Origin of the sequence: Burkholderia sp. D-99 (assembly GCF_011605345.1) — a bacterium.
GTDB lineage: Bacteria > Pseudomonadota > Gammaproteobacteria > Burkholderiales > Burkholderiaceae > Burkholderia.
Map to the genome: position 1 here is coordinate 38539 of NZ_JAAOXM010000011.1, position 13679 is coordinate 52217.

Below are 13679 nucleotides of genomic sequence, written 5' to 3' on the forward strand. Positions count from 1 at the left end.
TTTTGCCTGAACTCCCCGCTCGCACGCGCCACTGTGCACGCACGTTTCTCACGCGTTGGCTACAATGGTTCCAGATTGAAGCGTTTGCATAACATGACGACTCTCGCCGATCTCCGCATCAATTACTCACGTGCTTCGCTCGACGAAGCCGATGTCGCCCACGACCCCTTCGCCCAGTTCGATCGCTGGTTCAAGGAGGCGCTCGCCGCCAAGCTGCCCGAGCCGAACACGATGACGCTCGCGACCGTCGGCGACGACGGCCGGCCGTCGGCACGCATCGTGCTGATCAAGGGCGTCGACGAACGCGGGTTCGTCTTCTTCACCAATTACGAAAGCCGCAAGGGGCACGATCTCGCCGTGCATCCGCAGGCAGCGCTGCTGTTCTACTGGATCGAGCTCGAGCGCCAGGTGCGCATCGAAGGCCGGATCGAGAAAACCAGCGCCGAGGAAAGCGACCGCTACTTCGCGTCGCGCCCGCTCGGCTCGCGCATCGGTGCATGGGCGTCCGATCAGAGCGCCGTGATCGACAGCCGCGCAACACTTGAAGCGCAGGAAAAGGCCGTCAGCGAACGCTACGGCGACAACCCGCCGCGCCCGCCCCACTGGGGCGGCTACCGTCTCGTGCCCGACTCGATCGAGTTCTGGCAGGGCCGCCCGTCGCGGCTGCACGACCGCCTGCTCTATACGCGCGACGTCGACACGTCGCCGGGCTGGTCGATCTCGCGCCTGTCGCCGTAAGCGCGGCGCCGGCGCATGCCGGTCGTGTCTCGTGTTGCATCCGGGCGCCCGCCTCGCAAGCGACGGGCGCCGGTCAAGATACTTGGCTGTATTCGATTCAACGAACAAACGGAGAATCCAAATGTTCTGGGAAAAGAAGCTGGCACAGTGGGCGGACGAAGTACGGGCGAAAGCGAACATACCGGCGCGCCTCGTGCTGTGGAACGGCGATCAACTCGATTTCGGCACCTTCAGCGCGCCGCAGGTCACGCTGAAGGTGAACAGCGCGTCGGCATTGCCGCTCTTGCTCGAACCGAGCCTCGACAATCTCGGCGAGGCGTACGTGAAAGGCAAGATCGACATCGAGGGCAAGGTGTCGGACATCATCAACATCGGCTACTCGCTCGCGCGCAGCACGGTGACGAGCGCGAGCAAGCTCGCGCGCGTGAAGCGCTACTTCAGCCACACGAAGAACACCGACAGGAAGGCGATCCAGTATCACTACGACGTCTCGAACGAGTTCTACAAGCTGTGGCTCGACGAGAACATGGTGTACTCGTGCGCCTACTTCGAGAACGGCGACGAGGATCTTGCCACCGCGCAGATCAAGAAGATCGACCACATCCTGACGAAGATCCAGTTGCAGCCCGGCCAGCGCCTGCTCGACATCGGCTGCGGCTGGGGGGCACTCGTGCTGCGCGCCGCGCAGAAGTTCGGCGCGCAGTGCCTGGGCGTCACGCTGTCGCAAAACCAGTTCGACCTCGCGACCGCGCGCGTGAAGGCCGCCGGGCTGGAGGACAGGATCGAGATCCGGCTCCAGGACTACCGCGAGATCGACGGCCAGTTCGACCGCATCACGAGTGTCGGGATGTTCGAGCACGTCGGGCGCAAAAACCTGCCGCTCTATTTCTCGCGGGTCCACGACCTGCTTGCCGACGACGGCATCGCGATGAACCACGGGATCACGTCGACCGATGCGGAAAGCGGCGAGACGGCGCTCGGCGGCGGCGAGTTCATCGATCGCTACGTGTTCCCGGACGGCGAGCTGCCGCACATCAGCCTCGCGCTGGAAGCCGCGCAGCGCGGCGGACTGGAAGCGATTGACGTCGAAAGCCTGCGACGGCACTATGCGCGCACGCTCGACATCTGGACGGAAAACTTCGAGGCGAAGGCGGAAGCCGCGCGACAACTCGTCGACGACGAGAAATTTCGCATCTGGCGCGTGTATCTCGCCGGCTGCGCGTATGCGTTCGAGCACGACGACGTGTCGATCTTCCAGATCGTGTGCCGCAAGGCCGGGCGCAGCGCGAAAACGCTGCCGTGGTCGCGGCGCTATATGTACGAACACGCGCTGCCGCGCTAGGCGGCGCTTCACGCTGGGCATGCATGGGTGACGGCAGGACGCGGCGCAAGGCGCCGCCCGAACGACAGCAGCACGATGATGAGCACGCGCCGCACGCCGACGGGCAATTCGACCTGTTCGGCGTGCCGGCCGATGCTGCACGCGCGTCGCCGAAGGACGATGGCCTGCCCGCCAACACCGATGAACACGTGAAACCGGACGCGCCTGACGACGCGCAGCCGGCACCGCGCAGCCGCACCAGCGCCCCTTCCTCCGACGAAACACCGCCTGCCGCTTCCGGCCTGCTGTGGGACGAACCGTCCCCGCCAGCCTCGCCGCCGAAGAAAGGCCGGCGCCGACGCGGCGTGCTGCCCGCGCCGATCGCGCCGGATGTGGCCGACGCAGCGGCCGGCCTGCCGCCGAACGTTCGGCTCGGCACGTCGTCGTGGTACTTCCCCGGCTGGGACGGCATCGTCTACGACGGCGATTTCGCGCAGACCAAGCTGTCGCGCGAAGGGCTCGAAGCATACGGCGCGCATCCGCTGTTGAGGAGCGTGAGCCTCGACCGGTCGTTCTACGGCCCGCTGTCGGTTGCCGACTACCTGCGCTACGCGCAGCAGGTGCCCGACGATTTCCGCTTCGTCGTGAAGGCACCGGCATCGGTGACCGACGCGGTCATCCGCGGCCGGCGCGGCGAGCCGTCGGGGCCGAACCCGACCTTCCTCGACGCGCAGCTCGCCACCCGCGAATTCGTGCAGCCGTGCCTCGAAGGGCTCGGCCGGAAAGCCGGCGTGCTCGTGTTCCAGTTCTCGCCGCTGCCCGACTCGCTGCTCGCCCGGCCGGCCGCGCTGATCGACCGGCTCGCCGCGTTCTTCGCGGCGCTGCCGCCGCTGCCGCCGGAAGCCGACGGCACCCGCTATGCGATCGAGATTCGCGACGCGAGCCTGCTCACGCCGCGCTTCATCCGCGCACTCGCCGCGCTCGGCGTGCGCTACTGCGTCGGCCTGCACGCGCGGATGCCCGACCCGCTGCGCCAGGCGGCCGCGCTCGCGCTGCTCGACGGCGACGCGCCGGGCCCGCTGATCGTGCGCTGGAGCCTGCACGGCGGCTTCAAGTACGAACAGGCGAAAGCGAAATACGAGCCGTTCGACAAGCTCGTCGACGAAGATCCGGCCACACGCTCGGCGCTCGCCGAACTGGCCGCGCGCTATGCGCTGGCCGGGCAGCCGGTGATCATCACGATCAACAACAAGGCGGAAGGCTCCGCGCCGCTGTCGTGCATCGCGCTCGCGCGCGAGATCGCCGCCGCGTGCGCGCAGTGGCGCAACGAGGCAGCCTGACGCGCGGTTCCCGCCGTTCGCGCGCTTACGCGCCGCGCAGCGACTTCAGCCGGTGCGAGAACTTCTGCCGGAATTTCGCGAGCTTCGGCCCGATCACGACCGAGCAGTAGCCCTGCCCCGGGTTACGCGCGTAATAGTTCTGGTGATAATCCTCGGCCGGCCAGTAGTTGCCGTCGAGCGGCACGACCTGCGTGACGATCGGCTGGCCGAACACCTGCTCGCGTTCCAGCTCGCGGATCACGTCGAGCGCCGTGTCGCGCTGCGCATCCGAATGCGTGAACACGACCGACCGGTACTGCGTGCCGACGTCGTTGCCCTGCCGGTTCAACTGGGTCGGATCGTGCGTCGCGAAGAAGATCTCGAGGATCTCGCGATAGCCGATGCGCGCCGGATCGAACGTCACGTTGACGACTTCCGCATGGCCCGTGTCGCCTTCGCAGATGTCGCGATAGCCGGGATTGCGCGTATGGCCGCCCGCGTAGCCCGACTGGACGGCCGTCACGCCGTCGACGTCGAGAAACACCGCCTCCGTGCACCAGAAACACCCGCCTCCCAATGTCGCGGTTTCAAGCATCTCGTTCACCATGAAATCAGTCCCTCGTTGATGTCGGCAACCGGCACGCATGTGCCGGCGCCGTCGTTACGCCTCGCCGCTGCCCGCGCGTGGTGCGCGGCGCAGCGGCACGCCGACAAGTATCTCACTCGCGTGCGAACCTGGCCGTTCGGACAGGTGCCGCACGCGACCGGCACGCCCTTTTCTCGTCTACACTTAGGCACGCGCAAATACGACGGCCAACCCGTCGTCCCGCGCAAGGCGCCCGATGCGTGCCCGCCCCTGATGCAAACATCATCTGCCGGAACATCGATATGCATGCCTTAACAGAAATCACCCACATCGCCCGCCCGGCCGTCGCCGCGTCGCGGGCCGCCGCTTCGACTGCTCCACCACCTTGTCGTGCATCCGTCTCACCCCGCGTGCGGCGATCCGGTACACCGCCTTTATTCGCTTCCACGATCTGATGCACGGCGCCGCACGTGTCGCCGACGCGTGCATCCGCCTGCCGATCGCTCCCGCCGGCGTGATGCGCGCCGTGCGGCAACCCCGACCCGCACGCCCGCAACGAACGGCCGTGCGTCCATGATCCGACACCATCGAGAGGGCATCACCATGAGCATGCGGCCAGACCCGACGTTTCACGCTTCGCCCGAGCTTGCGATGCAGGCGCCGGCGGAGGAGTTTGCCTATACGTTGTTGCTGAGCCCCGATTTTTCCAGACCCGACGCGCTCGCCGTGATCGACGTGAAGCCCGGCTCGCTTACCTACGGAAAAATCGTGCATACGGTGACGATGCCGAACACCGGCGACGAGTTTCACCACTTCGGCTGGAATGCCTGTTCGTCGTCGTTGTCGCCGCTGACCGGGCACGCGTTCCTCGAACGCCGCTTCCTGATCATCCCCGGCCTGCGCTCGTCGCGCATCTACGTGATCGACACGAAACCGCATCCGACGCAGGCGCGCATCCACAAGATCATCGAACCCGACGAGATCTTCGCGAAGACCGGCTATTCGCGGCCGCATACCGTTCACTGCGGGCCCGAGGGCATCTACGTGAGCACGCTCGGCGGCGCGGGCAAGGACGGCACCGACGGTGCGCCCGGCATCTTCATCATGGATTGCGAAACCTTCGACGTGCTCGGCCGCTGGGAGATCGACCGCGGCCCACAGGACAAGCATTACGACTTCTGGTGGAACCTGCCGCGCGACTACATGGTGTCGAGCGAATGGGCGCTGCCACCGCAATTCGAGAACGGGATCGTGCCCGAGGACCTGCTCGCGAACAAATACGGGCACCGGCTGCATTTCTGGGACCTGCGCGCGCGGCGCAACGTGCAGACGATCGATCTCGGCGCGCAGCACCAGATGGCGCTCGAGGTGCGGCCCGCGCACGACCCGGCGCGCGAATACGGGTTCGTCGGGGTCGTGGTCGACACGACGAATCTCGAGGGCTCGATCTGGACCTGGTGGCGCGAAGGCGGCAAGTTCCATGTGAAGAAAACGGCGACGATCCCGGCCGAGCCGGCCGCGGCCGACGAACTGCCGCCGCTGCTGAAATCGTTCGGCGCCGTGCCGCCGCTCGTGACCGACATCGACCTGTCGCTCGACGACCGCTTCCTCTACGTGTCGTGCTGGGGCACCGGCGAGATGCGCCAGTACGACGTATCGGACCCGCACAACCCGGTGCTCGCGGGGTCGGTCCGCATCGGCGGCATCGCGCGCCGTGCACCGCACTCGAACGGCCGCGCATTCGCAGGCGGCCCGCAGATGGTCGAGATCAGCCGCGACGGCCGGCGCGTGTACTGGACCAACTCGCTCTATTCGACGTGGGACGACCAGTTTTATCCGGATGGCGTGCCGGGCGCGCAGGTGCTCGCGCATGTGGGGCCGGAAGGCGGGCTGAAGCTCGCCAACGACTACTGGGTCGAGTTCCCCGACGGCTATCGCGCGCACCAGATCCGGCTCGAAGGCGGCGACTGCTCGACCGACTCGTTCTGCTATCCGTCGGTCAAGCGTTGAACGCCGGCCTTCACGCCCAGTTCGCGCTGTGGGCGGCCGTGCTCGTGAGCGGGGTGTATCACGGGCTCAACCCCGCGATGGGCTGGCCGCTCGCGGTGTCGAACGCGCTGATGACGCGCCGCGGCGGCGCGCTCGTCGCGGCGCTCGGCTATCTCGCGCTCGGCCACGCGCTCGCGGTCTTCGCGGTGATGTTGCCGTTCGGGTTGCTCGCCGCAATGCTCGCCTGGCAGTCGGCGATCCGGATCGGCGCGAGCGCGCTCGTAATCGGCTTCGGCGCCGTGCTGCTGATCCGGCGCCGGCATCCGCGTGCGCTCGCGCGGATCCCGCCCGCGCGGCTCGGCCTGTGGTCGTTCGCGGTCGCGATCGCACATGGCGCGGGACTGATGCTCGTGCCGATCTACCTCGGGCTCTGCGGGTTCGACCAGGACGCCGGCCACCGGGCGGCGGCCGCGCTCGTCGATGCGCATCTCGGGATGGCGCTCGTCGTCGCGGCCGTACATGCGATCGCGATGATCGGCGCCGGCGGCGGGCTCGCGTGGCTCGTGTACCGCTATCTCGGGCTGAAGTTCGTGTCGCGGAGCTGGTTCAATCTCGATGCGGTGTGGGCGTCGAGCCTGATCGTGACGGGCGCGCTGTCACTGGGGTTTGCGGCGGCGCGATAGCGACGGAGTCGGTGGCTTGGTTTGGCGGTTTCGCGGTTTCGCGGTTTGATAGATCGGAGAAGCGGCAGGTGACCGAACCCGCTGAAACCGCGACAGAACGGGCTCCCCGACTCGCGCCCCATCGCAAACCCGGCCGCGCGCCGCAGTGTTCGCTACGTCACCCTATCCCCGCAATGCACCGTCCGGCCGGGCCCGACGGCCCCGATTCCGCTAAAATCGAGCGATGCGCACCACTTCCCACTCGACCGCCCTGTCGCCTTTCGTCCGCCGCGCCCGTCATGCTCGCGTCGCGCCGCGCCCGCCCGTCTCGTGCCGGATGGCTGCCCGATGAGCCAGGCCAATCCCCCTGATTTCGACGCGGCCGCCTTCCGGCAAGCACTCGGCCAGTTCGCAACGGGCGTGACGGTGATCACGACGCGTGCGCCGTCCGGGCAGCTGATCGGCATCACCGCCAGCTCGTTCAACTCGGTATCGCTCGATCCACCGCTCGTGTTGTGGAGCCTCGCGCACAAATCGGCGTCGACGCCCGTGTTCCGCGGCAACAGCCACTATGTGGTGAACGTACTCGCGGCATCGCAGCTCGACCTGTGCAAGCGCTTCTCGACCTACAAGGGCGACCGCTTCGAAGGGATCGCGCATGCGGCCGGCAACTCCGGGATGCCCGTGCTCGACGGCGCGCTCGCATGGTTCGAATGCCACAACCGCAGCCGCTATGACGAAGGCGACCACGTGATCTTCGTCGGCGAAGTCGAACGCTGCGGCGTGCGCGCCGCCTCGGACACGACGCCGCCGCTCGTGTTCCACGGCGGCGGCTTCCACGGCCTTACACCGCTTTGATCGCCCCCGTGCGCGCCAGCCCGACCGGCGCGCCGGCTTCGTCCTTCAGCGTCTGCAGCACGATGTTCGAACGGATGTCCATCACCCCGGGCGCCTTGTAGAGCCGGTTCAGCACGAAATCCGAATAGTGCTTGAGGTTGTGCGCGAGCACGCGCAGCAGATAGTGGCTCTCGCCCGTCACGACGAACGCGCCGACCACCTCCGGCCATTCGCGCAGCGCTTCCGCGAAGCGCTCGTGCCATTGATTTTCTTCGTTGCGCATCGATACCTGCACGAACGCCTCGAGCTCGAAGCCGAGCTTTTCGCGGCTCAGGCACGCGCGATAGTGCTCGATCACGCCCTGCTCCTCGAGCAGGCGCATGCGGCGCAGGCAGGCGGATGGCGAAAGCGAAATCCGTTCCGCCAGGTCGAGATTGCTGATTCTGCCCTCTTCCTGCAGTACCGCCAGAATCCGGCAGTCGGTGGCATCGAGCGTGATCGCGTGCATTTATGGTCCCCGTTTTCCCTCTGAGTCGAATTATCTGCCAATCCGGCGGATTGTCCATGTTTATTTCGCAAGCACTTTCTGCGAGCGTCCACCTATCATTCGAAGCATCGACTCACCGAATCGTCATGCCATGGACACCCTCTGGGACATCTCGCCGCCCGTCAGCCCCGCCACCCCCGTGTGGCCGGGCGATACGCCGGTTTCCGTCGAACGCGTGTGGCGGATGGAGGCCGGTTCGCCGGTCAACGTCGCACGCCTGACGCTGTCGCCGCACACCGGCGCGCACTGCGACGCGCCGCTGCACTACGACGCCGACGGCGCGCCGATCGGCGCCGTACCGCTCGATACCTACCTCGGCCCGTGCCGCGTGATCCATTGCATCGGCGCATCGCCGGTCGTGCAACCGGCCGATGTCGCCGGCGCGCTCGACGGCGTGCCGCCACGCGTGCTGCTGCGCACGTATGCGCGCGCCAGCGTCGAGCAATGGGACAGCGGCTTCTGCGCGGTCGCGCCCGAGACCGTCGACCTGCTCGCCGCGCACGGTGTGAAGCTGATCGGCATCGATACGCCGTCGCTCGACCCGCAGGAATCGAAGACGATGGATGCGCATCACCGCGTGCGCGCGCACCGGATGGCAATCCTCGAAGGCATCGTGCTCGACGACGTGCCGCCCGGCGACTACGAACTGATTGCACTGCCGCTGAAGTTCGCGACGCTCGACGCGAGCCCCGTGCGCGCGGTGCTGCGCGCGCTGCCCACGCGTGCCTCCTGATTACCCCGACCGACAACCCCACATCATGATCAAGACCCGTGAAGACGCACTCGCGCTCGACCGCGACGATCCGCTCGCCCCGCTGCGCGACCAGTTCTCCCTGCCCGACGGCGTGATCTACCTCGACGGCAACTCGCTCGGCGCACAGCCGCGCGCGTCGGCCGCCCGCGCGCAGCAGGTGATCGCCGCCGAATGGGGCGAAGGCCTGATCCGCAGCTGGAACACGGCCGGCTGGTTCGCGCTGCCGCGCCGTCTCGGCGACAAGCTCGCGACGCTGATTGGTGGCGCACCCGGCGAAACGGTCGTCACCGATACCATCTCGATCAACCTGTTCAAGCTGCTGTCGGCGATGGTGCGCCACCAGGCCGAGCGCGCGCCCGAGCGCCGCGTGATCGTGTCGGAACGCTCGAACTTCCCGACCGACCTGTATATCGCGCAGGGGCTGATCGAGCAGCTCGGCGGCGACTACGAACTGCGCCTGATCGACGACCCGGCCGACCTGCCCGGCGCGCTCGGCGCAGACACGGCCGTCGCGATGATCACGCACGTGAACTACCGCACCGGCTACATGCACGACATGCCGGCCGTCACGCAGCTCGTGCACGACGCGGGCGCGCTGATGCTGTGGGATCTCGCGCACTCGGCCGGCGCGGTGCCGGTCGACCTGAACGGCGCGCGCGCGGACGGCGCGGTCGGCTGCACGTACAAGTACCTGAACGGCGGCCCCGGTTCGCCTGCATTCGTGTGGGTGCCGCAGCGCCATCATGCGCACTTCTCGCAGCCACTGTCCGGCTGGTGGGGCCACCGCGCACCGTTCGCGATGCAGCCGGGCTTCGCGCCCGATCCGGGCATCGCGCGCTTCCTGTGCGGCACGCAGCCGATCGTGTCGATGTCGATGGTCGAATGCGGGCTCGACGTGTTCCTGCAAACCGACATGCAGGCGATCCGCCGCAAGTCGCTCGCGCTGACCGATGCGTTCATCGCGCTCGTCGAAGCGCGTTGCGCGGGCCTGTCGCTGAAGCTCGTGACGCCGCGCGCGCATCACCAGCGCGGCTCGCAGGCGAGCTTCGAGCATCCGCACGGCTACGAGGTGATGCAGGCGCTGATCGCGCGCGGCGTGATCGGCGACTACCGCGAGCCGTACGTGCTCCGCTTCGGCTTCACGCCGCTTTATGTGCGCTTCGCCGACGTGTGGGATGCCGTCGAGACGCTGCGCGACATCCTCGCCACCGACGCGTGGAAGGCGCCCGAGTTCGCCGAACGCGGCGCGGTGACCTGACCGGCCTTGCCCGGCGCGGCGCGCAACCACGCGGATTGCGCGCCGCGCCCAGTCATTCAAATCTGGAGATAGTCGTGAATTCTGGTCATATGCAGCCACCCGGCGGCGACGCGCCGGCGGGCTGCCCGTTCTCGGGCGCACGCGCCGCTCAACCGGCACAATCCGCGCACGAAGCGCCGCACGTGCCCGGCGATGCCGCTGAAGCCGGCTGGCACGACGCGCAGCTCGATTTCTCGAAGTCGATGAGCTACGGCGACTACCTGTCGCTGAATTCGATCCTCGATGCGCAGCATCCGCTGTCGCCCGATCACAACGAGATGCTGTTCATCATCCAGCATCAGACGAGCGAGCTGTGGATGAAGCTCGCGCTGTTCGAGCTGCGCGGCGCGCTCGACGCGGTGCGCACCGACGCGCTGCCGCCCGCGTTCAAGATGCTCGCGCGCGTGTCGCGGATCCTCGAGCAACTCGTGCAGGCGTGGAACGTGCTATCGACGATGACGCCGTCCGAGTATTCGGCGATGCGCCCGTATCTCGGGCAGTCGTCGGGCTTCCAGTCGTATCAGTATCGCCAGCTCGAATTCCTGCTCGGCAACAAGAACGTGCAGATGCTGCAGCCGCATGCGCACCGGCCCGACATCCTCGAACAAGTGCGCGCGACGCTCGAAGCGCCGTCGTTCTACGACGAAGTCGTCCGCCTGCTCGCGCGGCGCGGTTTCCCGATCGCGCAAGCGCGGCTCGAGCGCGACTGGACGCAACCGACGCAGCACGACGAAACGGTCGAGGCCGCGTGGCTCGAGGTCTACCGTCATCCGCAGCAGCACTGGGAACTCTACGAGATGGCCGAGGAACTCGTCGATCTCGAGGATGCATTCCGCCAGTGGCGCTTCCGTCACGTGACGACCGTCGAGCGCATCATCGGCTTCAAGCAGGGCACGGGCGGCACCAGCGGCGCGCCGTACCTGCGCAAGATGCTCGACGTCGTGCTGTTCCCCGAGCTCTGGCACGTGCGCACCACACTGTAACGCGCCACGCGCCCGTGGGCCCGCCCGCCGTCACGACGACGTGCGGGCCAGTTCCTCCCCTTCGCGCGGCTGCACCGCGGCTCGTGACAGTCGCGGGATATGCCGTCGCACGACGAGCAGCGCGACGCAGACAACGCCCATCGCAATCGCCAGCATCGTCAGATAGGCCGTGGCGCCCCCCGTGGTGATCACGATCGCGCCCGCGAACGCACTGAGGATCGCACCGAGCCGGCCGAACGCGAGCGCGCTTGCCGTGCCCGTTGCGCGCACGGCGGTCGGGTAGATGTACGCACAGAGCGCGTACATCGTCGACTGCACCGCGTTGACGAACAGCCCGTGCAGGCCGAGCCCGACGATCAGCCAGCCCGTGTGGCGGCTTGCATCGACACCCATCAGCCACACCGCACTCGCCGCGCCGCCGATGCTGCACAGCACGAGCGGCCAGCGCGACCCGGCATGCGTGATCACCCACGCGCACAGCAGCGCGCCGATCACGCCGCCGAGGTTGTACGCGGTGAGCCCGGAACCCGCGACCGACACACTCAGCCCGCTTGCGGCCAGCATCGTCGGCAGCCAGCTGAACGCCGCATACACGGCGAGCAGACACATGAAGAAGGCGCACCACAGCGCGATCGTGTCACGCGCCTGACCGCTCGCGAACAGCGCGCCGAAGCCACCGCGGCCGCCTGCCGCGCGTGCGTCCTTCAGGTCGGTAAATGCGGTGCCCGGCGCAACGGGCCGCTCCATCCGCGCGAGCAGCGCGCCAAGTTCCGGCCAGCGCGCGGGGCGCCGTACAAGATAGCGCGGCGATTCGGGCAGCGCACGCACGAGCACGAAGCCGAGCACGAGCGGCAACGCGCCGCCCGCGAAGAACAGCCCGCGCCAGCCGTAGCGCGGCAGCACCTCGTGCGCGAACAGGCCGGCCAGCATCCCGCCGAGCGGCACGCAGACGATCGTCGCGGTCACCATCATCGTGCGGCGCCGCGCGGGCGTGTATTCGGCCGTCATCGTCGTGGCGGTCGGCAATGCACCGCCGATCCCGAGCCCTGCACAGAAACGCAGCACCGCGATCGCCGTGACGTCCGGTGCGAAACCGATCGCGCAGGTCGCGATGCCGAACAGGAACACGCTGCCGATCACGGCCTGGCGACGACCGAAGCGGTCCGCGACGATCCCCGCGCACGCGCTGCCGATGCCCATCCCGATCAGTCCGGCAGCCACCGCTGGCGCGAATGCACCGCGCGTGATCCCCCATTCGCGGATCAGCACCGGAATCGCGAAACCAATCAACTGGCCGTCAAAGCCGTCGAGCACGATCGCGAGCGCGGCGAGCAGCACCACGCCACGCTGCATCGCCGTGAATGGCCCGTCGTCGAGGGTCGTGCCGATGTCGACCGGCGGCAGCTGCAATCCGTCGCGCGTGCTCATGCGGCCTCCCGTGTGCCGCACGTCGGCGGCAACGTGCGCGAGCGGCGCGCGGCAAGGCAACGGCATTCGATGGTTTTCATGGTGTCTCCGGTTGTCCGGGCTGGCGCGGTGGCGCGTGCCCGAATCTCGTGCTGCGCAGTCGGCCGGCGTCAACGCATCGGCGCCGGCCCCGGTGTCTCGTCCAACCCGTCCCGATCCGGCGCCGTCGCCTGCGCGCGACGCACCCGTCTCGTCGTGCGGCGCAAGCCGGCCGCCGGCCTGATGCTCAGTCGATCCGTGCGTCGATCAGCCGGACGAGCGCGAGCAGCGTCTCGGCATGCGGCACCGCGACACCGGCTTCCCGCGCGGCCGCGACGACCTTGCCGCTGATCGCGTCGATTTCCGTGCGACGGCCCGCGAGCACATCCTGCAGCATCGACGGGCGATGGCCGCGATGCTCGCGGATCGCATGCTCGACGTTGCGCGCGATGCGTTCGCCGTCTACCGCGATCCCCTTCGCGCGGGCGACGGCGGCCACCTCGGCCGCGATCGCGAGCGCGAGCCGCGGCCCGTCGTGGTGATTGCCGAGCTGGTCGACCGTGCAGCCCGTCGCCGCGCACAGCGTGTTGAGCGCCGCGTTGAACGCGACCTTCTCCCAGATCGCGGCCCAAACGTCGACATCCAGCGTGCACGCGAGCCCTGCGCGCGACAGCGTATCGGCCACGGCCGTCGCGAACGGGCGTGCCACGCCGTCAGCCATCATCATGCGGATCGTGCCCGCGCCGTGCGAGCGCACGTGCGCGGGCCCCGCGGCGTCGGCCGGCCACGTCGTCACGCCGACCAGGATGCGTTCGAGCGCCACGAACGCACTCAGCGTCTCGACGTTGCCGAGTCCGTTCTGCAGCGTCAGCACATGCGTGTGCGGCGTCAGCAGCGCACGCACGCCGTCGAGCGCGGTGCGCGTATGCAGCGACTTCGTGAAGACGATCAGCAGGTCGAACGGTGCATCGGCCGATGCGACCGCATCCGCATTCGCGGCTTCCGGCCGCACGGCCTGCAACGTACGAACGCGCCGTTCACCGCGATCGTCGTCGATGCGCAGCCCGTCGCGGCGAATCGCATCGAGATGCGCGTCGTTCACGTCGATCAGCGTGACGGCCTCGCCGCTTTCGGCCAGCAGCGCGCCGAACAGCGAGCCCATCGCGCCCGCGCCCAGAATCGCAATTCTCATCTTCAGTG

Annotated in this window: 13 protein-coding genes; 9 read left to right on the plus strand and 4 right to left on the minus strand. The window is 68.0% G+C overall.

The window, feature by feature from the left end; all coding sequences use genetic code 11:
- Window positions 1–93 precede the first annotated feature (93 nt).
- From pdxH to HAV18_RS29790, 3 genes are all read left to right on the plus strand, one after another.
- Window positions 94–738 (plus strand): pyridoxamine 5'-phosphate oxidase, encoded by a 645-nt coding sequence (pdxH, locus tag HAV18_RS29780; RefSeq protein WP_166963289.1) that lies wholly within the window; start codon window positions 94–96, stop codon window positions 736–738.
- A gap of 121 nt (window positions 739–859) precedes the next feature.
- Window positions 860–2080 (plus strand): cyclopropane-fatty-acyl-phospholipid synthase family protein, encoded by a 1221-nt coding sequence (locus HAV18_RS29785; RefSeq protein WP_166963291.1) that lies wholly within the window; start codon window positions 860–862, stop codon window positions 2078–2080.
- A gap of 23 nt (window positions 2081–2103) precedes the next feature.
- Window positions 2104–3399 (plus strand): DUF72 domain-containing protein, encoded by a 1296-nt coding sequence (locus HAV18_RS29790; protein WP_166963293.1) that lies wholly within the window; start codon window positions 2104–2106, stop codon window positions 3397–3399.
- 25 nt (window positions 3400–3424) lie between these two features.
- Here HAV18_RS29790 and msrA read toward each other — a convergent pair whose 3' ends face one another.
- Window positions 3425–3985, minus strand: a complete 561-nt coding sequence (msrA, locus tag HAV18_RS29795; protein WP_041492935.1) for a peptide-methionine (S)-S-oxide reductase MsrA — start codon at window positions 3983–3985, stop codon at window positions 3425–3427.
- 582 nt (window positions 3986–4567) lie between these two features.
- On the opposite strand from msrA, the gene HAV18_RS29800 reads away from it, so the two are divergent.
- The 3 genes from HAV18_RS29800 to HAV18_RS29810 all read left to right on the plus strand — a co-directional run bounded on the left by HAV18_RS29800 (window position 4568) and on the right by HAV18_RS29810 (window position 7473).
- Window positions 4568–5974, plus strand: coding sequence for a selenium-binding protein SBP56-related protein (locus HAV18_RS29800; protein WP_166963295.1), 1407 nt, complete (start codon window positions 4568–4570; stop codon window positions 5972–5974).
- Window positions 5971–6636 (plus strand): hypothetical protein, encoded by a 666-nt coding sequence (locus HAV18_RS29805; RefSeq protein WP_166963297.1) that lies wholly within the window; start codon window positions 5971–5973, stop codon window positions 6634–6636. The genes HAV18_RS29800 and HAV18_RS29805 overlap by 4 nt, the downstream gene beginning before the upstream one ends.
- Window positions 6637–6963: 327 nt before the next feature.
- Window positions 6964–7473 (plus strand): flavin reductase family protein, encoded by a 510-nt coding sequence (locus HAV18_RS29810; protein WP_166963299.1) that lies wholly within the window; start codon window positions 6964–6966, stop codon window positions 7471–7473.
- Here the strand turns inward: HAV18_RS29810 and HAV18_RS29815 are convergent.
- On the minus strand, window positions 7460–7960 hold the full coding sequence (locus HAV18_RS29815) for an Lrp/AsnC family transcriptional regulator (RefSeq protein ID WP_006477992.1): 501 nt from the start codon (window positions 7958–7960) through the stop codon (window positions 7460–7462). The genes HAV18_RS29810 and HAV18_RS29815 overlap by 14 nt on opposite strands.
- Window positions 7961–8090: 130 nt before the next feature.
- On the opposite strand from HAV18_RS29815, the gene kynB reads away from it, so the two are divergent.
- From kynB to kynA, 3 genes are all read left to right on the plus strand, one after another.
- Complete coding sequence (gene kynB / locus HAV18_RS29820; RefSeq protein ID WP_166963301.1) at window positions 8091–8732, plus strand: arylformamidase; 642 nt, start codon at window positions 8091–8093, stop codon at window positions 8730–8732.
- A 25-nt stretch (window positions 8733–8757) separates the two neighbouring features.
- Entirely contained in the window at window positions 8758–10011 is a 1254-nt protein-coding gene (gene kynU, locus HAV18_RS29825) for a kynureninase (protein WP_208102180.1), read from the plus strand.
- An 89-nt stretch (window positions 10012–10100) separates the two neighbouring features.
- A complete protein-coding gene (kynA, locus tag HAV18_RS29830; protein ID WP_166963650.1) occupies window positions 10101–11033 on the plus strand; it encodes a tryptophan 2,3-dioxygenase in 933 nt (310 codons plus the stop codon).
- Between the two features lie 30 nt (window positions 11034–11063).
- Here kynA and HAV18_RS29835 read toward each other — a convergent pair whose 3' ends face one another.
- Both HAV18_RS29835 and HAV18_RS29840 read right to left on the minus strand, forming a co-directional pair.
- The gene (locus tag HAV18_RS29835; RefSeq protein WP_166963304.1) at window positions 11064–12461 is read right to left on the minus strand and encodes an MFS transporter; all 1398 of its coding nucleotides are present in this window, start codon (window positions 12459–12461) and stop codon (window positions 11064–11066) included.
- A gap of 265 nt (window positions 12462–12726) precedes the next feature.
- Complete coding sequence (locus HAV18_RS29840; RefSeq protein ID WP_166963306.1) at window positions 12727–13671, minus strand: ketopantoate reductase family protein; 945 nt, start codon at window positions 13669–13671, stop codon at window positions 12727–12729.
- Between the last annotated feature and the right edge of the window lie 8 nt (window positions 13672–13679).